This window comes from Streptomyces caelestis, assembly GCF_001279005.1.
In the GTDB taxonomy this organism is placed as follows: domain Bacteria; phylum Actinomycetota; class Actinomycetes; order Streptomycetales; family Streptomycetaceae; genus Streptomyces; species Streptomyces heliomycini.
On record NZ_LGCN01000208.1, the window covers coordinates 45656 to 66377 of the forward strand.

General features: G+C 72.4%; 17 protein-coding genes. 6 read left to right on the top strand and 11 right to left on the bottom strand.

Features of this window, described 5'->3' with window-relative positions; all coding sequences use genetic code 11:
• Positions 1–13 precede the first annotated feature (13 nt).
• On the bottom strand, positions 14–1231 hold the full coding sequence (locus ADK41_RS22945; RefSeq protein WP_030836768.1) for an N-acylneuraminate cytidylyltransferase: 1218 nt from the start codon (positions 1229–1231) through the stop codon (positions 14–16).
• A 32-nt stretch (positions 1232–1263) separates the two neighbouring features.
• Positions 1264–2604: a DUF6716 putative glycosyltransferase gene (locus ADK41_RS22950; protein WP_030836766.1), complete on the bottom strand. Its 1341-nt coding sequence runs from the start codon at positions 2602–2604 to the stop codon at positions 1264–1266.
• Positions 2605–2802: 198 nt separating this feature from the next.
• Here ADK41_RS22950 and ADK41_RS22955 point away from each other — a divergent pair, with 198 nt between their 5' ends.
• The 3 genes from ADK41_RS22955 (at position 2803) to ADK41_RS22965 (ending at position 6255) form a co-directional block, all read left to right on the top strand.
• The gene (locus tag ADK41_RS22955; RefSeq protein WP_030836763.1) at positions 2803–3783 is read left to right on the top strand and encodes a glycosyltransferase family 2 protein; all 981 of its coding nucleotides are present in this window, start codon (positions 2803–2805) and stop codon (positions 3781–3783) included.
• On the top strand, positions 3780–5147 hold the full coding sequence (locus ADK41_RS22960; protein ID WP_051843681.1) for an alpha-2,8-polysialyltransferase family protein: 1368 nt from the start codon (positions 3780–3782) through the stop codon (positions 5145–5147). Before ADK41_RS22955 ends, ADK41_RS22960 begins: the two co-directional genes overlap by 4 nt.
• Before the next feature lie 124 nt (positions 5148–5271).
• Entirely contained in the window at positions 5272–6255 is a 984-nt protein-coding gene (locus ADK41_RS22965; protein WP_030836757.1) for a hypothetical protein, read from the top strand.
• A gap of 51 nt (positions 6256–6306) precedes the next feature.
• Here ADK41_RS22965 and ADK41_RS22970 read toward each other — a convergent pair whose 3' ends face one another.
• Both ADK41_RS22970 and ADK41_RS22975 read right to left on the bottom strand, forming a co-directional pair.
• Positions 6307–8640, bottom strand: a complete 2334-nt coding sequence (locus tag ADK41_RS22970) for a glycosyltransferase (protein WP_030836754.1) — start codon at positions 8638–8640, stop codon at positions 6307–6309.
• Entirely contained in the window at positions 8637–10097 is a 1461-nt protein-coding gene (locus ADK41_RS22975) for a glycosyltransferase family 29 protein (protein ID WP_030836750.1), read from the bottom strand. The genes ADK41_RS22970 and ADK41_RS22975 overlap by 4 nt, the downstream gene beginning before the upstream one ends.
• Before the next feature lie 243 nt (positions 10098–10340).
• Here ADK41_RS22975 and ADK41_RS22980 point away from each other — a divergent pair, with 243 nt between their 5' ends.
• A complete protein-coding gene (locus tag ADK41_RS22980; RefSeq protein ID WP_051843683.1) occupies positions 10341–11438 on the top strand; it encodes an acyltransferase family protein in 1098 nt (365 codons plus the stop codon).
• Between the two features lie 177 nt (positions 11439–11615).
• Here the strand turns inward: ADK41_RS22980 and ADK41_RS22985 are convergent, their stop codons facing one another.
• Complete coding sequence (locus ADK41_RS22985) at positions 11616–12266, bottom strand: TetR/AcrR family transcriptional regulator C-terminal domain-containing protein (RefSeq protein WP_030836745.1); 651 nt, start codon at positions 12264–12266, stop codon at positions 11616–11618.
• Between the two features lie 71 nt (positions 12267–12337).
• On the opposite strand from ADK41_RS22985, the gene ADK41_RS22990 reads away from it, so the two are divergent.
• The gene (locus tag ADK41_RS22990; RefSeq protein ID WP_030836743.1) at positions 12338–13741 is read left to right on the top strand and encodes an FAD-dependent oxidoreductase; all 1404 of its coding nucleotides are present in this window, start codon (positions 12338–12340) and stop codon (positions 13739–13741) included.
• A 3-nt stretch (positions 13742–13744) separates the two neighbouring features.
• Here ADK41_RS22990 and leuE read toward each other — a convergent pair whose 3' ends face one another.
• From leuE to ADK41_RS23005, 3 genes are read right to left on the bottom strand one after another with little or no spacing between them, the layout of a single operon-like run.
• A complete protein-coding gene (gene leuE / locus ADK41_RS22995; protein WP_030836740.1) occupies positions 13745–14398 on the bottom strand; it encodes a leucine efflux protein LeuE in 654 nt (217 codons plus the stop codon).
• A gap of 44 nt (positions 14399–14442) precedes the next feature.
• Entirely contained in the window at positions 14443–14763 is a 321-nt protein-coding gene (locus ADK41_RS23000; RefSeq protein ID WP_078662227.1) for a Uma2 family endonuclease, read from the bottom strand.
• A gap of 18 nt (positions 14764–14781) precedes the next feature.
• Positions 14782–16380, bottom strand: coding sequence for an acyl-CoA mutase large subunit family protein (locus tag ADK41_RS23005; RefSeq protein WP_030836734.1), 1599 nt, complete (start codon positions 16378–16380; stop codon positions 14782–14784).
• 311 nt (positions 16381–16691) lie between these two features.
• Between ADK41_RS23005 and ADK41_RS23010 the strand changes: the two genes are divergently transcribed.
• Positions 16692–17534, top strand: coding sequence for a L,D-transpeptidase family protein (locus tag ADK41_RS23010; RefSeq protein WP_030836731.1), 843 nt, complete (start codon positions 16692–16694; stop codon positions 17532–17534).
• A gap of 202 nt (positions 17535–17736) precedes the next feature.
• On the opposite strand, the gene ADK41_RS23015 is transcribed toward ADK41_RS23010, so the two are convergent.
• From ADK41_RS23015 to ADK41_RS23025, 3 genes are all read right to left on the bottom strand, one after another.
• Positions 17737–18780, bottom strand: a complete 1044-nt coding sequence (locus ADK41_RS23015) for a hypothetical protein (RefSeq protein ID WP_037805324.1) — start codon at positions 18778–18780, stop codon at positions 17737–17739.
• Positions 18780–19454 (bottom strand): RNA polymerase sigma factor, encoded by a 675-nt coding sequence (locus tag ADK41_RS23020; protein ID WP_030836726.1) that lies wholly within the window; start codon positions 19452–19454, stop codon positions 18780–18782. Before ADK41_RS23020 ends, ADK41_RS23015 begins: the two co-directional genes overlap by 1 nt.
• Positions 19455–19871: 417 nt before the next feature.
• Positions 19872–20722, bottom strand: an 851-nt coding sequence (locus ADK41_RS23025) for an NADase-type glycan-binding domain-containing protein (protein ID WP_348538635.1), incomplete at its 5' end; no start/stop codon positions are given.

Genomic DNA, 20722 nt, shown 5'->3' on the forward strand with positions numbered 1-20722 from the left:
GTCCGGGGTTTCCTTACTTGGGGAGGGAATCGAGAGAGGGACCGAGGATCCAGCCGGCGATCTCCCGGATCGCGCCGTCGCCGCCGGGGAGGGTGGTGACCGCGCGTGCGGCGCCGCGTACGACGTCGTGGGCGCTCGCGACCGCCACGGGCCAGCCGACGAGGGCGAAGCACGGGAGGTCGTTGACGTCGTTGCCGACGTAGAGCACGCGCTCCGGCGCGATGCCCTCTTCCTCGCACCACTGCTTGAGGGCGAGGTCCTTGCGGTCGATGCCGTGCAGCACGGGGAGCTTGAGCTTGCGCGCGCGGGCGGCGACGACCGGGTTCTGTTCCGTGGACAGGACGAGCAGCTTCAGGCCGCTGCGGCGCAGGGCCGCGATGCCGAGTCCGTCTCCGCGGTGCACGGAGACGAACTCCCGTCCGTCGGAGTCGATCAGCACCCGGTCGTCGGTCTGGGTGCCGTCGAAGTCGAGGACGACCGCGTCGATGTCGTCGGCGGTCGGGAGGGCGCCGGGCCTGTCCGCGTCGAAGAGCGGGGCGAGGGCGCGGGCCCGGGCGAGGTCGTGCGGGTCGTCGATCTCCAGCACCCGGGCCGGGTCGGTGCGCACGAGTTCGGTGCGGCCGAAGAAGCGGTGCCCGTGCTCGCGGAATCCGGCGGCGTCCATGGCGTAGGCGGCGCCGGTCTCCAGGAGGTCCTGGGGGCGGTCCTGACGTCGGGGGCGGAAGGACTTGTCGTGGTTGACGCCGTACCCGCCCCCGGTCGCCCCGTCGTCGGCGTCGCGCCAGACGAAGCCGTGGAACGGGGCGACGGTCACGGCCGTGTCCGCGCCCCGGTCGACGACCGCGGCGGCCACCGAGTCGACGTCCTCGCCCAGCAGGAAGGGGCTGGTGCACTGGACCAGCAGGACGACGTCCACGGGGGCGCCGTGCAGGGCCTCGTGGGCGTCCATGGCGTGCAGGACGGCGGCCTCGGAGGTGGCGGTGTCGCCGGCGATGGCGGCGGGCCGCAGCACGACCTCGGCGCCGGCCTGCCGGGCGGCGGCCGCGATGGCCTGGTCGTCGGTGGAGACGACGACGTCCGTGACGTGCCGCGCGGCCCGGCACTCGCGCACGGCGCGCGCCACCAGGGGGGCGCCGCCGACGGGGGCGAGGTTCTTCGCGGGGACGCCCTTGGAGCCGCCGCGTGCGGGGATCACGGCGAGCACGCGGCGCACCGTCGGCGGGTGGGACATGGGGTCAGCTCCTCGGTCGGGGATCGGGCCGGTCACAACTCGCCCATCCGGCGGATCACCGGGGCCACGCGCTGCACGCCGTGCCGGTAGGCGCCGCGCGCCGCGCGGCGCACGATCTGCCGGACCGGTCCGGGCTCCTTGTCGGTGGCGGGCGCCCCGGGCAGCGGGGCGCCGTCCGGGCCGAGGTGGTGGCGGGCGAGGATGCCGGGCAGGTAGCCGGGCGCGGTGACGGGCGTGTAGTACGGGGTCAGCGGCGGGAGTCCGCCGGGGCGGCCGAGCAGCTTGGCGATGCGTTCGCGGGCCGCGACGAAGGCCGTCCCGTACGAGCCCTCCGCAGCCACGCCCTGCCGGGCCACCCACTCCGCGTCGGGCACCGGCCGGTGCCCGTCGTCGAGCTGGTCCCAGGAGGCGAGGCAGCCCGAGCCGACGAAGTGGTGGTTGCCGAGCGCCTCCCGGATGCCGAGGTCGGTGAGGACCGCGGTCGGGATGCGGCGGTGCAGCGACTCCAGGGCGGCCGTGGAGCTGACGGTGACCAGCAGGTCGGTCCGGTCGAGGACCTCGCCCATGTTCCCGTAGACCAGGCGGAAGTTGGCCGGCGGGTCCAGTCGCTGGACGAGCTTCTGGTAGGGCAGTTCCTCGATGTGCGTGGTGTGTTCGCCGGGCTTGGAGCGCAGTTTCAGCAGCACCTCGCGCTCGGGGTGGCGACGGGCGTGCCGCACCAGCCGGTCCAGCAGGTACGCGCGGTCCCTGCGGCTGTCCGGTACGGACGGCTGGGCGGCGAACACCACGGTGAAGGGCTCGTGTTCGCCCTCGTACGCGGCCCCGCCGAGGAACGGCAGCGCGACCTCGGTCACCGAGGAGGCGTCGGCGCCCACTCCTTCGTACACGGCGCGGAAACGGTCCGCGTCCTGGCGGGAGTTGGCGAGCACCAGGTCGGCGCCGTGGCGCAGCAGGAGGCCGTCGGCGAGCTTCTCGTAGACGACGCCGACGTATCCGGTGACGACGACGGGCCGGTGCGGCCGGTCCTCCCAGACCCGCTTGAGCCCGTGCAGCATCGCCTGCACACCGCCGCCGACCAGGGCGAGCACGAGGAGGTCGTACGACTCCTCGCGCATCGCGCGCAGGAACTCGACGGCGGTGACCTCGCGGAGCGAGTCCGCCCGGACGCCGACCTCGCCGAGCTGGCGGGCGGTGGGGGTGGCGCGGCCCCGCAGGAGGTATCCGTCCAGGCGGACGTCCCGGCCGGCCGCGGCTCCCGGTTCTCCGGGCTCCGACGGCGCGACGCGGTTCGCGGTGAGCGCGCCCCATTTCCACCGGGTGTCGGAATCCGCGAGGACCGCGACCCTGAGGGGCTTCGTTGCACTTGCTGGCACGTCGAAGACGCTAGGAAGCGAATTCTAGGCATGGCCCAACCGTGAATCAACGGGAAGTTAACAACACGCCACCGAAAGCCGAACCGGCCCGTGGATTCCCCGGAAGCACAAGCGATGCACCGTTCCGACACACCGAGTTCACCTTGCGTACGCCCGTCGGAAAGTTCCCCTGTCCGGCGGTCTCCTAGCCTTTCGAAGGTGCCGAAGCTTTCCGTGATCGTGCCGTTCTACAATGTGCGGCAATACGCCCTCGATGCCCTGCGAAGTCTGCGCGCCAATGCGCGCGACGACTTCGAATTCATTCTCGTCGACGACTGTTCGACCGACGGAACCGCGGATCTCCTCGCGCGCGCGGAACACGAACTGCCGGGGGCGGTACTGGTCAGACACGAACGGAACGGCGGTCTGGCGACCGCCCGCAACACCGGCATCGACCGGGCCCGTGGCGAGTACCTGACCTTCATGGACGGCGACGACTGGCTGGCGCCCGGCCACTACACCCGACTGGTCGCCGCGATCGAGGCGCTCGGCTGCGACTTCGTCCGCACCGACCACGTGCAGTGCACGGCGCGGGCCCGTACCGTGCACCGCGTCCCGCACGGCCGGCGCAACGTGGTGCTGCGGCCGCGCGACGCGATCCTGCCCGCCCACCGGACCACTTCCGTCGACTACGCCTACGCCTGGGCGGGCATCTACCACCGTCGCCTGGTCGAACGCGGCCTGCTGCACTTCACCGACGGGCTGCGCACAGCGGAGGACCGCCCCTGGATCTGGAAGTTGCACCGGGAGGCGGAGTCCTTCGCGGTGACCGGCCTGCTCGGGGTCTTCTACCGGCGCGGCGTCGCCTCGTCACTGACGCAGATCGGCGACGCCCGGCAACTCGACTTCATCCGCGCGTTCGACCAGGTGATCGAGGAGACCGCGGGGGACGCGGAGGCGGCGGCGCTGCTGCCGAAGGCCGTGCGCACGTACTGCGCGATCATCGCCCACCATCTGGGCGCCGTCGGCAGGTTCGAGCCTCCCGTGGCCAGGAAGCTGAAGGTGATGAGCACCGCCGCTCTGCGGCGCATGCCGCAGGACGTACTCGACGAGGCGCTCGACTCGATGGACGCCGAGCGCGCCGGACGGCTGCGCCGGCTGCGCCGTCGTCCGGCGCCGGGCGCGGAGGTGGCGGCGTGAGCACACAGATCTTCATGGCGTCGACCCTGTACGGCACCGCCACGCTCGCCGCCGCTCTCGACTCGGGCTGCTTCGCACCCGCCGACCGGCGGATCCTGCTGGTCTCCAACAACGCGGTGACGCCGGAGACGACACCCTCCGTCGACGAGATGCCCGGGTTCGAGCGGCTGCGGTCGCGCTTCGACGACGTGGTGTCGTGGAACGACGCCGTCTTTCCCTTCCATCCCGGCGGCTGGGAACCACGCCTGGACGACGTGCCCCTGTGGGAGCGGTATCTGCGGCTGGCCTGGGGCGTCGGTGACGACGACGTGTCGCTCGCGGTGGAGTCCCTCCAGGTCCACCCGGCACTCGGGGTGGCGCAGATCTTCACCGACGCGCCCGTCACCGTCTACGCGGACGGCCTGATGAGCTACGGCCCCACCCGCAACAAGATCGATCCGCTGGTCGGCACGCGTGTGGAGCGCCTGCTCCATCTGGACCTGGTGCCGGGGCTCCGGCCGCTGCTGCTCACCGAGTTCGGTGTGGCGTCGGAGGTGGTGCCGACCCCGGCGTTCACCAAGGTGCTCGCCGAACTGGTCGACACCGGTGCCGCGCTGCCGGACGTGGAGGAGCCCGCGCTGCTGCTGGGCCAGTACCTGTCCGCACTGCGCATCCTCTCCGTCGAGGAGGAGGAGGACCTGCATGTGCGGATGCTGAAGGGCGCGGTGGAACTGGGCCACACCCGGGTGCTGTTCAAGCCGCATCCCACGGCCCCGGCCCGTTTCACCCGCACCCTGGAGCGGGCGGCCGAGCGGCTCGGGGCCGATCTCACGGTGCTGGACACCCCTCTGCTCGCCGAGGTGCTCTACCAGCGGATGCGTCCGGCACTGGTCGTCGGCTGCTTCTCCACGGCACTGCTCACCGCGTCCGAGCTGTACGGTCTGCCGGTCGCCCGGGTCGGCACGGACACGCTGCTGAAACGGCTGACACCGTACGAGAACAGCAACCGCGTCCCCGTCACGATCGTCCACGCGCTGCTGCCCGCGCCGGACGACCGCGCGGCCGTCGCGGAGCGGCGCGGCGGCATGGACACCGAGGCGCTCGCCGGCCTCGTGCGGGCCGTCGGGTTCGCGATGCAGCCGAAGATCCTCCCGGAGCTGCGGGACGAGACCGAGCGGTATCTGTCGACGCGGCTGGACGACGGTACCCGGACGTACTTCACGAAGAAGCGGCTGACGTCCCTGGGGCTGCCGGGCGGGGTTCCGGCCCAGCTGGGCTTCCTGCCGCGCAACGCCACCGTACGGCGGGTCGCGCGCACGGCACGCAGCCTGCGACGGGCGGTGGCACGCCGACGGGCGGCCCCCGCTCCCACCGGTGAACAGTGAATGAAACCCGTCGGACATTCGGTGGAGGGCAACATATTCCCCGGGTTCGCTGGTGTATCAACGGTCGTGCGTTCCGTACCGCGTTGCCGCCCTCCTCCAGCGCTGTCCAACCCGTGAGGCATTCATGACGAAGCTCGGTCGGCTCTATCCTCTCCTCGACGACGTCCGGCTGCCGGAAACCATTCCCTACTCCCAGGTGAGCACCTGGGAATTGCAGTTCCTCTATCTGCTGGGACGCCATCACCTCACGGGAGAGGACCGGCTGGTCGAACTGGGCTCCGGCGGGGGCGGTTCCACGTACGCCCTCGCGCTCGGCCTGCGGGAGAGCCCGGTGTTCGACGAGCGCACGGGACGGCTGCACGCGTACGACTTCTTCCGCGTGGGCAAGGGCACGTTCGCCACGGAGAAGTTCTTCACCGACGGAGCGAAGCCGCGGGGCGAGAACTCCTTCCTGGACGACTTCCGCGGGCGACTGGAGCCGTTCCTGCCGTTCCTGGAGATCCACGCCGGGGACCTCTGGCAGACCTCCGACCCCGAGGACACCAGCGCGATCGAGTTCCTGCACGTCGACATCGCCAAGACGGCACGGGTGTTCCGGTGCGTGGCCGAACGGTTCCTGACCCGGCTGCGGCCGGGCTCGGTGGTGCTGCACCAGGACTTCGCCGGACCGCGGCTGCCGTGGCTGCACCACAGCACCGGCGCGCTGCTGCCCTACATAGAGATCGCCGGGCCCCCGATCCGCTCCACGCTCGCCTTCGAGGTGGTCCGGCCGATCCCCGGGCACGTGCTGAAGGCCGTCGCGGAGGACTCCTACTCCGTCGACGAGAAGCTGGCGCTGATCTCCGCCGTCCAGGAGCGGATCGACCGCGACCACACGGGCGGGATCCCCTTCAAGGCGGTCCTGGAGTTCGCCAAGGCCTACACCGCCCACTACGCCGGCGAGCACCGTCGGGCCTGGTCGATCGCCAAGCCGCTGACCTCGGACGAGTACCTGAGCCGGACCCGCGCGGACCACTTCGAGCAGTTGCGCAGGGCGTACGAGCAGGACCGGGAGCAGCACGGCGGTTCCCGCCTGACCCGGCTGGTGAGGAAGGCCGTGGGCCGCTGAGCCCGCGTGCGTGAGCCCCCGCGGCCGTCGGCCGCGGGGGCTCGCCGTGTGTCAGGCTCCGAGGATCCTCCGCAGGTCCGCGGCGTTCGCCTCGGTGACCTTCCACAGCGTCCGCTGACGCTCGTGGACGTCGGCGACCGTCGCCGCGTGGGCGTCCAGGATGCCGACGGCCCGCTCGGTGAGCATCGCGCCCAGGTTCCGCTCGTGCACGGAGATGCCCCACTCGGGACGCTCGATGTCGGCCAGGAAGTACGCCATCTTGGGGTGCGAGATCAGGCTGATGATCGGCGTGCCCACGCCGAACGGGATCATCCCGGCGTGCCCGCGCATGCCGATGACCAGGCGGGTCCTCGCGTACAGGTCCCGGATGGCGTCGTTGTCGAAGTCGTACATCGGGATCACCGGCAGCGAGATGCCGTGCTCACGGCGCAGGTCGAAGGCGATCCGCTCGTCGTCCAGCGAGTGCGCGGCGCAGCGGACCTCGGTGTGCGCGCCGATGCCCCGCACGGCCTTCGCGATCTCCGCGAGGAAGTGGCCGTAGTCGTGCCCGAAGCGCAGGCCCGCCCGGTCGTAGGCGGCGTTCAGCAGGACGGTGTCCTCGCGGTGCACCGGGTCCGTCCAGCCGGGGACGAGCTGACGGCTGACCGTGGTGGGGCAGGGCTGGAAGCGGACCCGGTCGTGCAGGTGGTCCGGGAGCATCGCCCGTACCTTCGCGATGGAGCCGTGGTTGCGCAGTCCGAAGAACGCGGACTTCTCCACCAGCAGCCGGAGGCTCTCGCGGAACCGCCCGGCCCGGTACGACTGCCCGTCGAAGGCGTTGAACCCCACCGCGTACACCATGATCGGCACGTCGATGCCGCTCAGTTGCTCGTCGGCCACGTTCCACTGCCAGGCGCTGTTGCCGTTGGGCATCGTGTCCGGGATGAACAGTCCGCCGCCGCCGATGACCAGACCGCGCCGGGCGTTGACCCGCTCCAGGGCCGCCTCGTCGAACAGGCGGTGGGCGTGGACGGAGTGCCAGCGCCGGGAGGTGGTGTCCTCGCCGAACGCCAGGCGCACCGTCTCCGGCAGCAGCTTGTCGCCCGCGTTGCCCTGCCGGTCCATGTAGAAGGCGACGTGCGCCAGCTGCTCCCCGGGGCTGCCCTGCTCCTGGGCGGGGACGGTGCCGGCGCGCTGCGCCCACAGCCTGCTCGACCGGTGGGTCGGGTCGACGGAGATGCCGGCGGTGGCGTACCGCAGCGCCTCGGCGTTGTCGCCGTGCACCCAGGCCATCTGGGCGAGCCGGGCGTAGGCGGTGGCGGCCCGGTTGGGGGCGGAGGTGGCCAGCAGCAGCTGGGCCCTGGCCTCCTCGTAGCGGGAGACGCTCATCAGGGCGTGGCCGAGCACCTCGTGCGGCCAGGCGGCGTCGAGCGGGATGTGGACGCTGCTCAGGACGTCGACGGCGTCCTGGTAGTCGCCGGCCGTGATGTGCGCGGCGGCGACCTTGCGGGCGCACTCGACGTCCCCGGTGCGCATGACGTGCGGGGTGCCGAAGTGCACCAGCAGGTCGTGGTGGAGACCACCGGAGGACGCCAGGTACGCGGCGTGGAAGTCGGCGTCGGACAGGTCGAACCCGCGCCAGCACTCCTCCGCCTGGGAGTAGCCGGCCTCGCCGCCCTGCCAGGGCTTGTGCCGCCCGGTGAAGTGCAGGATCGCCGTGTCGTCGGGCACCGGCAGGTCGCCGGACAGGCGCCGCTTGACGAAGTTGTAGCGGGCGTCGAGCCGGACGAAGTCGCCGTCCAGGACGGCGTTGAGGATGCCCTGGTCGTGCTTGTCGAGTTCGTAGTCCCCGCTGCGTCCGGTCGCGTCGAGCTTCGCGCAGAAGGCGTCGGTGAGGTACTCGCGCTGGATCACCAGCAGGCCGGAGTTGAGCTTGTGCTGCCCGTAGAAGAACTGCGGGACGGCCGCCAGCCCCTCGCGAAGGCGCAGGAGTTCGCCCAGGTCGCCGAGGACGACCATGTCGGTGTCGAGGGTGATGACCGTGTCGTAGTCACGGATCCGGAAGACGTCGAGGATGAAGTACGCCTTGCGGACCAGGTAGTTGTCCTGGTCGCCCTTCTGGTACGAGTCGTAGTGCTCGGCGTTCACGCGGCGCAGCACGATGCGCGGGTGCAGGGCGCGGATCTTCGCGATGGAGCCGGGGCGCAGGTCGTCGTGGAGGACGACGAAGTCCTCGCACACCCCGGGGTTGGACAGGGCGAGGCTGCGCAGCAGGGCGAGGAAGCCGGGCAGGTAGTTCTCGTCGACGTAGGAGGCGAAGGCGACGCGCCGCTTGCCGGTGAGCGCGGCCGACGAGGGGGCCGGGGCCAGGGAGGAGGTGGTGCCGGCCGGGAAGGTCGTGGTCATCGCAGGGATATCCTCATGTCGGTCACTCGCTGGGCCCGCTGCATGACCCATTCCTTCTCGCTGGTGTACTCGTGCACGGACGTGATCGGCATCTTCATGGCCTCCGGCACGCGGTAGGCGCCGCTCTCGTAGAAGTCGAAGCCGATCAGGTCGAGCGTGGGGCTGACGTCCAGGAAGTCCAGCAGGAACAGCATGTTGAAGCCGGTGGTCGGGATGCCCGACCAGGCGTCGTTGCCCAGGCGGCCGATGTTGCGCACGGGCCAGCGCAGCGACTCGTCGCCGAGGAACCGCTGGGCGCCTGGCACGAGGCGGTTGCGCAGCGAGTACTTCCAGTCGCCCGAGATGCCGCCGAAGACGATCCGGGTGGTGACCTGCTGGTCCCAGTTGAAGCCGTGCTTGTGGATGGTGGCGTGGATGTCGGTGCGGCTGCCGGTGTGCTTCGGGTCGATGCGGTACGAGTTGAAGCGCACCACCAGGTCGTAGCCGTCGATCTCGGCGCCCATCGAACTGCTGCCGACTCGTCCGGAGTTGGCTATCAGACAGATGGACTTGCCGGCGATCTCGTTGCGGAACTCGCCGAGGCTGAGCCACCGCACGCCGCCGATGGTCGGGTCGGCGACGGGGCCGCGCATCCGGGTGCGGCGCTGCTCGGCGTAGAGGGCGAGGGCCTCGGTGAGGGCCGGGAGGTCGCCACCGCGGTTGGTGCGCAGGTCCAGGTACTGACCGAGCAGTTCCTGCCGGTCGGCGACCGGGGACGGCTCGGCGGCCAGCGCGAGGAGCGCTCCCACCATGCGCGGCTCGGCCTCGGCCCAGTCCCCCACGGCGTGCGCGGCCAGGCCCTCGGCCCACACGTCGGTGGCGGGTCCGCGGGCGAACTCCTCGGCGCGCGGGCACTGGCGACGCAGCAGGGCGAGCAGTTCCCGCTCCTTCTGCGCCGCGGCGCGCAGTCCGGCGACCTTGGCGCGCACGCCGAAGCCGTCGTCGTCGGTGAGGCCCAGGTACCGCTCGTAGGCGGCCACGGCCTCGGTCTCGTCGCCGAGGGCCTCCAGCAGGCGGGCTCGCAGCCGCCAGCCGGCCCGGGAGCTCTTGCGCTGGGCCAGCACGGTGTCGCTGATGAGGAGCGCGAGGTTCAGTTCGTCGTCGTAGCCGCATTCGAGGGCCTTGTTGGCGACGGCGAGCAGGGCGTCCAGCAACTCGTTGGACAGGCCGGGAGGGGGCGTCGCCGCGCCCTTCACGGCCCGCTTGAGCAGGGCGGTCGCACCGCTCGGCGCGGGCGCCGGCTCCGGCGTGGCGCCGGTGGCGCACACGACGAGCAGCTTCCGCAACTGCTCGGCGAGTTGGATGCGGCGGCGGTCGACGCTGCCGACGAGCTTGCCGCTGTGTACCGCGCAGGCACGCAGACAGTCGTCCAGCTCCCCTCCTCGTGCACGTGCCCGTCTGTTGTGGACCGTCGTCATGGCACTCCTTGTGCGGAACCGGCCGCCGTCCGCGGGACGGCGTCGGTCGTGATGTCTTCCAGGTGGGGTGTCGAGAGACTTTAGGAAGCCAAAACGACGCCGGGGTGAACTCGTCGCGTCCTGACGAGGAATCGTTGGCCCGGTGGCCGGGCGTCGCCCGCGGATCGGTCTAGCGTGCTGGCGTATGCGCGGCCAGGACCATGAACGCAGGGGATTTCCTTGACCAGCACGATCGCCCGCCCGATACCCGACGCGCCCCGGGAGGCGGGGCCGGGGACGCCGCGCCGTGAGCCGCGGCTGCGCGCCCTGGACGGACTGCGGCTGGTGGCCGCGCTGATGGTGGCGGCGTACCACTACGGCGGGCGCGGCGGCGCGGTCACCGAAGCCTGGGGAAGTTCGCCCAAGGTGCAGTTCCCCACGCTGCACGCCTTCTTCGCCTACGGCTGCCTGGGTGTGCAGGTCTTCTTCGTGATCAGCGGGTTCGTCATCTGCATGAGCGGCTGGGGCCGGTCGCTGACGTCCTTCTTCGCCTCCCGCGCCTCCCGTCTGCTGCCGGCGTACTGGGCGGCGGTCGTCCTCGTGACGGCGGTGTTCGCGCTGCCGGTGGTCGCCTACGACGCGGTCTCGCCGAGCGACGCCCTGGTGAACCTGACGATGCTCCAGCAGCCGCTCGGGGTGGACCGGGTGCTGGGGGTGTGCTGGACGCTGTGGGCGGAGATCCGCTTCTACGCGCTGTTCGCGCTGTGCGTGGTGCTGCCCGGCGCGAGCCGTCGGCGCGTGATCCTGTTCTGCGCGCTGTGGACCCTGGCGGCGGCGATCGCCCAAGGCGCCGACGAACCGCTGCTCGACCTGGTCCTGATGCCCGAGTACGCGCCGTTCTTCGTCGGCGGCATCGGCCTGTACCTGGTCCACCGCGACCGGCGGGACGCCTGCGCGTGGGGCGTCGTCGGCGTGAGCTGGCTGATCGGGCAGCACCACGCGGTCCGTGAACTGTGGCACGCGCCGAGCGCGGACGCCTTCTCGAACCGGACGTCGCTCGGGATCGTCCTGGTGGTGACGTTCGGCTTCGTCGCGGTCGCCGCGATCGCACTGGGGTGGCTGAACCGGGTGAACTGGCGCTGGCTGACGGTGGCCGGGGCGCTGACGTACCCCTTCTACCTGGTCCACGAGCACCTGGGCTGGGTGGTGATCCACGCCCTGCACCGCGATCTGGGCCTGGCCTCGGCGGAGACCTTCGCGCTCACGGTCGCCTCGATGCTGCTCCTCGCCTGGCTGCTGCACCGTGGTGTCGAGAAGCCGCTGACTCCGAGGCTGCGGGCGGCACTGTCCGGGCGGCGCTGAGCGCCGGTCGCGGAGCGTCCGGGGCGGCGGCCTCGCCCGGCGACGCCACGACGGGTGCCCGGCGAGCCGGCCGGGCGCCCGTCGTGACGGAGAACGGCGTCCTGTCACCCGTGCGCGACGGGCCGTCCCCGGGTCGCCCCGGCGCCGCGCGACGGGCCCCGGTGGCGCGCGGCGCCGTCAGCGGCCTCGGAGGGTGTGGGCGATGCCTTCGACGACCGCGTCGAGTCCCGCCTCGAAGCCGGCCCGGTGGTCCTGGAACATCTCGTACCCGGCCTGCGCGGCGAGCGGCTGGGCGGCCAGGCGCTCGCCGCGGGCGTCCAGGTCGTAGCCCTCGGCCCCGGTGGCGGGGTCGGGCCCCATCGCCTGCTCCTCGATGACGTAGCCGATGGTGTAGCTGTACGCCGTGAACCAGGCGCGGGCGGCGGCGGCCGGGGTGAACCCCGCGTCGGTGAGCACCCGCAGGCTCGCCTCCATCGGTTCGGCGTACGACAGGTCGGTGAAGCGGGTTCCCGCGTAGACCTTGGCGCCGTCGCGGTAGCCGAGGAGGTGCTCGCGCAGGCCGCCCATCATCAGGCGGAGCGTCTCCCGCCAGTCGCCGGCCGGACGGGCGGTCAGGTCGGCGCTCATGCGCCGCATCATCTCCGTCGCCATCTCGTCGAGCAGCGCCTGCTTGTCCTTGAAGTGCCAGTAGAGGGCGGGCGCCTTGACGTCCAGTTCCCCGGCGATCGCGCGCAGCGTCAGGCCGTCCAGGCCGACCTCGTTCAGCAGTCTCAGCGCCGTGTCGGCGACCCGTCGGCGGTCCAGGGGGGCGCGTCGTTCCGAACTCACGCTTGACAACTTAACACCGTTAGGGGGACGCTCGCGGAGCAGGTCACTTAACAACGTTAAGGAGAGTGGTCATGAGCGACACCGATGTGCTGGTCGTGGGCGCCGGACCGACCGGCCTCGCCCTCGGCATCGACCTGGCCCGGCGCGGGATCGCCGCGCTGGTGGTGGAGCGGGGGGACGAGCTGTTCCCCGGCTCGCGCGGCAAGGGGCTCCAGCCGCGCACCATGGAGGTCTTCGACGACCTGGGCGTGCTGGAGGCGATCCACGCGGCGGGCGGCGGCTACCCGGTGGGGATGATCTGGCGGAACGGCGAGCGGCTCGGCGAGCACCACATCGCCGACCGGGCCGGGCCGACCGAGGACTCGCCGTACGACGAGCCCTGGATGGTCCCGCAGTGGCGCACCCAGCGGATCCTGCTGGAGCGCCTGGAGGAGCTCGGCGGCGAGGTGGCCTTCGGCCGGGAGGTCACCGGCGTGACCCAGGACGGGGACGGGGTGACCGCGCGCTTCGCCTCCGGCGGGCCGGTGCGCGCCCGGTACCTCGTCGCGGCGGACGGCGGCCGGTCCGTGGTGCGCCGGGCGGTCGGCGTCGGCATGACCGGGGAGGAGGTGGACCCGCTCCCCACCCTGGTGGCGGACGTGCGGATCACCGGCCTGGACCGGGACAACTGGCACTTCTTCCCGCAGGGCGAGGGGGCCGAGGACCTCCTGGCCGTCTGCCCGCTGGCCGGGACAAAGGACTTCCAGCTGGTCGCCCGGTTCGCGGCGGGCACCGAGGTGGACCTCTCCCTGGAGGGCGTACGGCGGGTCGTCGCCGCCCGTTCGCACCTTGCCGCCGAGGACGTCACGGAGGTCCGCTGGGCCTCGGAGTTCCGCCCGCGGGTCGCGCTCGCCGACCGGTTCCGCGCGGGCCGGGTCCTCCTCGCCGGCGACGCGGCGCACGTGCACTCCCCGGCCGGCGGCCAGGGCCTCAACACCAGCGTCCAGGACGCCTACAACCTGGGCTGGAAGCTGGCCGCGGTGCTGGGCGACGGGGCGCAGGCGTCGCTGCTGGACACGTACGAGGAGGAGCGGCGCCCGATCGCCGCGCGGATGCTGGACCTGTCCACCAGCGTCCACCGGGGGGAGACCCGGCGGGGCGGGGCCACCCGGCAACTGGGGCTCGGCTACCCCGGTTCGACGCTCACCGCGGAGACGCGGACGGCGCCCGGCCCGGTGCGCGCGGGCGACCGGGCGCCGGACGCCACGGTGAGCGGCGTACGGCTCTTCGACGCGTTCCGGGGACCGCACTGGACCCTGCTGGCGCTGGGCGCCTCCGTCCCCGCGCCGCCCGCCGCCGTACGCCTGGTGCACGGTCCGGCGCACCGGACCTACGGGACGGGACTGTTCCTCGTCCGCCCGGACGGCTACGTGGGCTGGGCCGGGGACACGCCGGCCGGGCTCCCGGAGTACCTGGCCCGGTTCGGCGGGCGCTGACCCTCAAGCGCTCGCCAGCGACAGCTTCGCCGCGAAGCCCAGGAACAGGGCGCCGGCCGCCGAGGTGGCGCCGGCCGCCAGCCGCCGCCTGCGCCGGAACGCGTCGGCCAGGCGGGTGCCGCCGAAGATCAGCAGCGACAGGTACAGGAAGCTGGCCGTCTGGAGCAGGGCGCCGAGGACGACGAAGGACAGCGCGGGATAGGCGTAACCGGGGTCGACGAACTGCACGAAGAAGGAGATCAGGAAGAGGATCGCCTTCGGGTTGAGCAGCGACACCACCAGGGCGCGGCGGTAGGGGTGCTCCTCCGCGGACGGCGCCGCGTCGGCCGGCTCGGCCGGTGCCGGCCCGCCCCGCTCCTTCCACATGCTCCACGCCGAACGCAGCATGCCGTACGCCATCCACGCCAGGTATCCGGCGCCGGCGTACTTCACCACCAGGAACAGCACCGGTGTCGTACTGAGCACCGAGGCCGCGCCGAGCGCCGCCAGCGTCATCAGGACGGCGTCCCCGGTGAAGACACCGGCCGCCGCCGCGTAGCCGGTGCGGACGCCCTTGCGGGCGGCGACGGAGAGGACGTAGAGGGAGTTGGGACCGGGCAGCAGGACGATGAGGATCAGTCCCGCCAGGTAGGTGGGGAGGTCGATGACGCCGAACATGGGGGGAGTGTCGCACGGGAGTGCGGCACTCCGTCCACGGGGTTTCAGCCGTCGAGGAGGGAGTCCGCCGGGATCTCGACACGCACGCCGACCGACTCCGGGACGGTCATGTCCTGACCCCGCTTGAAGCGCTGGGGGGCGGGGTACGCGCCGTCGACCGGATCGGTGTGGAGCAGGACCTCGTCGTGCTTGCGGTCCACGACCAGGTAGGCGGGGATGCCCGCCTGGGCGTAGCACTCGACCTTGGGGCCGAGACCGTCGGACCAGTTGGACGACGTGATCTCGACGACCATCCGGAAGACGTTCGGGGCCCACTCTCCACGAGAGCAACCGGGGACGGACGGCTTCCGCCCATGATCACTCATACGGAGTAACCGACCAGGTCAGAAGGCGTCCGACGGCACGTACGTCCCCCAGACCTCGCGCAGCGCGTTGCACACCTCGCCCACCGTCGCCCGCGCCTTCAGGGCGTCCTTCATCGGGTAGAGGACGTTGTCCTCGCCCTCGGCGGCCTTCCTCAGGGCGGCCAGCGCCGAGTCGACCGCCCGCTGGTCACGCTCCGCGCGGAGCCTGGCCAGGCGTTCGGCCTGCTGGGCCTCGATGGCGGGGTCGACGCGGAGCGGCTCGTAGGGCTCCTCCTCGTCGAGCTGGAAGCGGTTGACGCCGACCACGACGCGCTCGCCGGAGTCGGTCTCCTGGGCGATGCGGTAGGCGGAGCGCTCGATCTCGTTCTTCTGGAAGCCGTGCTCGATGGCGTTGACCGCGCCGCCGAGGTCCTCGACCTTGCCCATCAGCTCCAGCGCTGCCGCCTCGACGTCGTCGGTCATCTTCTCGATGACGTAGGAGCCGGCGAACGGGTCGACCGTCGCCGTCACGTCCGTCTCGTAGGCGAGGACCTGCTGGGTGCGCAGGGCGAGGCGGGCGGACTTGTCGGTCGGCAGCGCGATGGCCTCGTCGAAGGAGTTGGTGTGCAGCGACTGGGTGCCGCCGAGCACCGCGCCCAGGCCCTGGACGGCGACGCGGACCAGGTTCACCTCGGGCTGCTGGGCCGTCAGCTGCACCCCGGCCGTCTGCGTGTGGAAGCGCAGCATCAGCGACTTGGGGTTCTTGGCGCCGAACTCCTCCTTCATCACCCGCGCCCAGATCCTGCGGGCCGCGCGGAACTTGGCGACCTCCTCCAGGATCGTGGTGCGGGCCACGAAGAAGAACGACAGGCGCGGGGCGAAGTCGTCGACGTCCATGCCGGCCGCGACCGCCGTGCGCACGTACTCGATGCCGTCCGCGAGGGTGAACGCGATCTCCTGCGCGGGTGAGGCGCCCGCCTCGGCCATGTGGTAGCCGGAGATCGAGATCGTGTTCCACTTGGGGATCTCGGCCCTGCAGTACTTGAAGATGTCGGCGATCAGGCGGAGCGAGGGCTTGGGCGGGAAGATGTACGTGCCCCGCGCGATGTACTCCTTCAGCACGTCGTTCTGGATCGTGCCGGTGAGCCTGTCGGCCGGGACGCCCTGCTCCTCGGCGACCAGTTGGTAGAGGAGCAGCAGCAGGGCGGCGGGGGCGTTGATCGTCATCGACGTGGAGACCTTGTCCAGCGGGATCCCGCCGAACAGCACCCGCATGTCGTCGATCGAGTCGATGGCGACGCCCACCTTGCCGACCTCGCCGTGCGCGATCGGGGCGTCGGAGTCGTGGCCCATCTGGGTGGGCAGGTCGAAGGCGACCGACAGGCCCATCGTGCCGTTGGCGATCAGCTGCTGGTAACGGGCGTTGGACTCCGTCGCCGTGCCGAACCCGGCGTACTGGCGCATCGTCCAGGGCCGGCCGGTGTACATCGTCGGGTACACGCCCCGCGTGAAGGGGTACGCCCCCGGCTCGCCCAGCTTCCCGGCCGGGTCCCAGCCCTGAAGGGCCTGCGGCCCGTAGACCGGTTCGATGGGCAGTCCACTCTCGGTGGTCCGGGCACTGCCCGACTCGCGCGCCATGGTGTGATGCCTCCCGCTGAGCGGCGTTGCTCGACTTGCTCGCCCGGTACCCGTCCGTCACCCGGCGGTACAGGCCGACCCTTCGACGGACTGTAGCGGTGCGCGTGCGGCCCGGTGGAGGGGCGCACCCTGGGACCTTCCTCACAGCCTCGGTGGGACCCCGCTCACAGCACCACCTCGGCGGTCGTCTTCCGGTCACTCACCACCATGCCCCCTTGCTCGCCGGTGGTCATCTCCGGGGAACATCTCAGGTGACGGCCGGGCGCGGCCGGTGGGCGGGACGACGGGGGGCTGCTGTGCGGAGGAGGGGCATGGGGAGGAAGGGGATCGCGGGTCTCGCGGCGCTGGCCGCCCTGACGGCGTGTGCGGCTGGCTGCACGGTGCGGCCCGCCGGGGAGGGCGGGTCGCCGGTGCGCATCGAGGTGCCGGGCCGGACGCCCTCCGCGTCGGCGCCGGAGCCGGAGCCGGGATCACGGGCTCCGGACGGTGGCGGGAAGTCCGCCCGTCCCGGTTCCCCGGCACCGCGCGTGCTGTGGTCCCCCGGCGACTCCGGGCGCGACGTACGCGAACTCCAGGCCCGGCTGCGGCAGGTCGCCTGGATCTTCCACGGGCCCACGGGGACGTACGACGACCTGACGGCGAAGGCGGTCCGGGGCTTCCAGGGCAGGCGCGGACTGCCGAGGACGGGGGTGACCGACTCCGTCACCTGGCAGCGGCTGCTCGCCATGACGCACGAACCGGGCAGGTGGGAGCTGTACCTGATGGGCGGCCAGCCGGCCGACGCGCCCGACCCTCGCTGCACGACCGGCCGCGCGCTGTGCATCAGCAAGTCGAGCCGCACCCTGCGCTGGATGATCGACGGGCGGACGGTGTCGACGATGCCGGTGCGCTTCGGTTCCGAGTACACGCCGACGCGTGAGGGCGTCTTCCACGTCTACTGGAAGTCCCGGCACCACGTGTCCACGCTCTACGACTCCCCCATGCCGTACGCCATGTTCTTCAGCGGCGGCCAGGCCGTGCACTTCTCGGCCGACTTCGCCGCGCGGGGATACGCCGGTTCCTCGCACGGTTGCGTCAACGTGCGGGACGAGGAGGCCATCGCCCTGTTGTACGGGCAGGTGCGCAGCGGCGACAAGGTCGTCGTGCACTGGTGAGACGGGGCGCGGGCGGGACCGGGGGAACGTGTCCCGCCCGCGCCGAGATGCACGAGCCGTGGGTACGGGGGGAACCCCGGCTCCGTGCGACAGCCGATGACCAGTCGGCTCACTCTTTACTGCGCCACGAGGGCCGAAAGTGTCACACCTGGCGGGGAGGAAACGTCAGCGATCAACAAAAACGCAGGTCAGGGCGGTGGCGTCAGGGGTTCTTCTTGCCGCCGTTGCCGTTGTTCCCGCCGTTGCCGTTGCCGCTCTTCTTGGCGCTGTTGCCGCCGTTCCCGTTGTCGACACCGTTGTCCTGGCCCTGGCCCTGGCCCTGCCCCTGCCCTTGGCCCCGCCCCTGGCCGTTGGCCTTCCCGTTGCCGTTGCTCTCGTGGGCTTCCCCGCCGGTGCCGGTCGTACCGGACGCGCCGGAGGCGGCCGGCGTGGACAGCACGTCCTCGCAGTACGGGCCGACCCGGGAGGGGCCGCCCGCCGCGTCCTCGAGGAGGTGCTCGCGTTCGCCGCTCAGCGCCCTGCCGTCGCGCCACGCGCGGCAGGCCGCGGCGATCTGCTTCCCGCCGCGTCCGGAACGGACCGCGCCGTCACCGGTGTCCACGTCGGACTCCCCCGGCGCACGGGGCCCGTCGGCGTCCCCGGCGGCGCCCGCGCCGCCCCCGGCCGTACCGGGGGCACTCCCGGAGTGCCGGTCCCCGGGCACGGCTCCGCCCGGAGCGGCGCCCTTCGGCGGAGGGGAGACCAGGGGGCGTTCGGGACGCGTGCCGGTGGCCGTGACGGAGGCGGCCGGGTCGGACCGGGGGCCGTCGGGCGGGGACAGGACCCCGGTTGCGGCCAGCACCGCGGCGCCCCCGGCCACGCCGGCGACCAGCGCGGCGGCCAGCCCGAGGTGCAGGGAACGTCCCCGCCGGGGTCCGTCCGCGGTTCCGGAACGATCACCGCGCGGGGCGCCGATACGGATCGTTCCGATGTCGGAGGGGTGCGTTCCGTCCGGCCGGCCCGTACCGTGGGCCGCCTCGGCCCGCTCCTCCCGTTTCTCCCGCGACATGCGGAAGGCGGCCAGGGCGGCCGCCTCCCCGGGGAGTTCCCCGTCGTCCGGAGGGGGTGGCGCGGAGAGCGCGCGCAGTGTTCCGGCGAGCCGTCGGGCCTGGTCACGGGCGACGGGATCGGTGGTTTCCGGGGGCTCTCCGCCCAGTAAGCGCTCCGCGGTCCCGCGGTCCAGCCACCTGTGCTGCTCGTCGGCCATCACATGTCCTTCTGCGTCCGCGTTCGCATCTGCGTCACACTCGCGGACGTCACCGTACGACGGCGTGGTTCTCTCTGGGGAGGAAGGGCGTCGAGCACCCCGGCGGATTCCGGTTGGGCTTCCGGATCGCCGCCGATCAGCTCGGCCAGGCGCTTCAGACCCCGGTGCGCGGCCGTCCGCACGGCACCCGGTCGTTTGCCCAGGGTCTCGGCGGCCGACTTGGCGTCGAGACCCACGACCACGCGCAGGACGACGGCCTCGGCCTGGTCCTGCGGCAGCCGGGATATGAGGGAGAACGCGCCGTCGGTGGCCATCGCCTCGATGGCCTCGCCGGCCGTGTCGGACTCCGCGGCCCGCCCGGCGAGCTCGGTGTCGTCGCCCCCGATCGCGGGGCGGCGTCCGCGCATGCGGATGTGGTCCAGCGCGCGGTTGCGGGCGATGCGGGCGGCCCAGCCGCGGAACCGGTCCGCGTCCCCGGTGAAGCGCTCCAGGTCACGGGCGATCTGCAACCACGCCTCGGACGTCACGTCCTCGGCGTCGGGCTCGCCGACCAGTGTCCGTACGTATCCCAGCAGCCGCGGGTGCACGGCGCGGTACACAGTCCGGAACGCGCTCTCGTCCCCGTCCTGCGCCGCGCGCACCGCGGCGGTCAGCTCCGCGTCGTCCCCCAGCACACGCGCGCGCCCTTCTGCGCCTCAGCCGGCGCCGCTCTCGCGGACCGGGTTGCTCGCCGTCGTGGTTGCTCGATCAGTGGTTGCGGCGTCAAGGCCGCGGGCGGTTCGTGGTCATGTGTCCGTCGCGGCCTGGCGCGAATGGCACGTTACGGCCTGAATCCTCTCCCCGTCCACGTCCGCCCAAGATGCAACTAACCCGTGACACAGGAGGGTGTGACAGAAAACGCACGCGCGGCGCTGTAGGAAGTACGGGTCGCCGCGCGGCCCGTGCCGCGCGACGGCCGGGGCCTCTCCTGTGGGGGGTGGCGGCCCCGGCCGTTGCCTTGGCGCCTCCCCTCCGGCGAGGAGGGGCGGCCCCGGCGTCGCCGCGGCCGCCTCCCGGGGCCGCCCGTGCGACGGCGGCAGGGCGGCGCGCCGTCAGCTCCGCCGGAAGAACTCCACCTCCGCCAGGGCCAGGTGACGCCCCGGGGCCAGGCCGGCGGGTGAGCGCAGCACCAGCCGTACCGTCTTCGCGTCGCTGATGCCGGTGGGGATCGTCTGCGGGCCCGGCTTGTCGCCGAGGGCGATCTCCTTGCGGTGCTTCGTGCCGTCCTCTGCCGTCACCTCCATGTCCACCCGGAGCGCGCGTGCCTGGCGGGCGTACTCCTCGGGGGACCTGGACGCCCCGTTGGTGATGATCAGGTCGACCAGGCGGAACGGCTCGCGGAAGGTGTAGGTCACCGAGGCCCCCGGACCGGGCGCGCCCCAGTAACGGTTGTTCAGCCCGTCCGTGGTGTCCGTCGCCGGATGTCCGGGCACCGCGCCGCTCGCCTCGACGTCCACCGGGGTCACGGGGGTGGCCTCGCCCAGTTTGTCCCGGGCGTCCTCGATCAGGGCCCGTCCGGCGGGCAGCAGCAGGAAACCGGCCGCGCACAGCGCCAGCACCACGGCCAGGATCACGGAGAACCGGAACACCGAGCCCGAACCGGCCCGCCTCCGGCGCCGAAACGGCCACACCGTCCGCCACCACGGCGGCGGGGCGGGCTTCTCTGCGGGCCGCAGCTCGGCCGCACAACGCCGGCAGAACCGGCGCTCGGGCCGGTTGGCCGTACCGCAGGCAGGACACGCCCGCCCCACCACGTCCCCCTCCCCCACCACGGACCGCACCACGGGACGGGGCGCCACCGGCTTCGCCGGGAGGACGGGGCGCACGGGGTCGGGGTCGGAGCCGGAGGGTGACGCGGTCGGGGTGGAGGGAGCCGGGGGGCGGGGGGCGGTCGGGGAGGACG

What these genes read in the sequence shown, in the direction of transcription:
- ADK41_RS22945 (WP_030836768.1), bottom strand. Translation starts at nt 1,231, where the DNA reads ATGTCCCACCCGCCGACGGTGCGCCGCGTGCTCGCCGTGATCCCCGCA.
- ADK41_RS22965 (WP_030836757.1), top strand. Translation starts at nt 5,272, where the DNA reads ATGACGAAGCTCGGTCGGCTCTATCCTCTCCTCGACGACGTCCGGCTG.
- ADK41_RS22970 (WP_030836754.1), bottom strand. Translation starts at nt 8,640, where the DNA reads ATGACCACGACCTTCCCGGCCGGCACCACCTCCTCCCTGGCCCCGGCC.
- ADK41_RS22975 (WP_030836750.1), bottom strand. Translation starts at nt 10,097, where the DNA reads ATGACGACGGTCCACAACAGACGGGCACGTGCACGAGGAGGGGAGCTG.
- ADK41_RS22990 (WP_030836743.1), top strand. Translation starts at nt 12,338, where the DNA reads ATGAGCGACACCGATGTGCTGGTCGTGGGCGCCGGACCGACCGGCCTC.
- leuE (WP_030836740.1), bottom strand. Translation starts at nt 14,398, where the DNA reads ATGTTCGGCGTCATCGACCTCCCCACCTACCTGGCGGGACTGATCCTC.
- ADK41_RS23000 (WP_078662227.1), bottom strand. Translation starts at nt 14,763, where the DNA reads ATGAGTGATCATGGGCGGAAGCCGTCCGTCCCCGGTTGCTCTCGTGGA.
- ADK41_RS23005 (WP_030836734.1), bottom strand. Translation starts at nt 16,380, where the DNA reads ATGGCGCGCGAGTCGGGCAGTGCCCGGACCACCGAGAGTGGACTGCCC.
- ADK41_RS23010 (WP_030836731.1), top strand. Translation starts at nt 16,692, where the DNA reads ATGGGGAGGAAGGGGATCGCGGGTCTCGCGGCGCTGGCCGCCCTGACG.
- ADK41_RS23015 (WP_037805324.1), bottom strand. Translation starts at nt 18,780, where the DNA reads ATGGCCGACGAGCAGCACAGGTGGCTGGACCGCGGGACCGCGGAGCGC.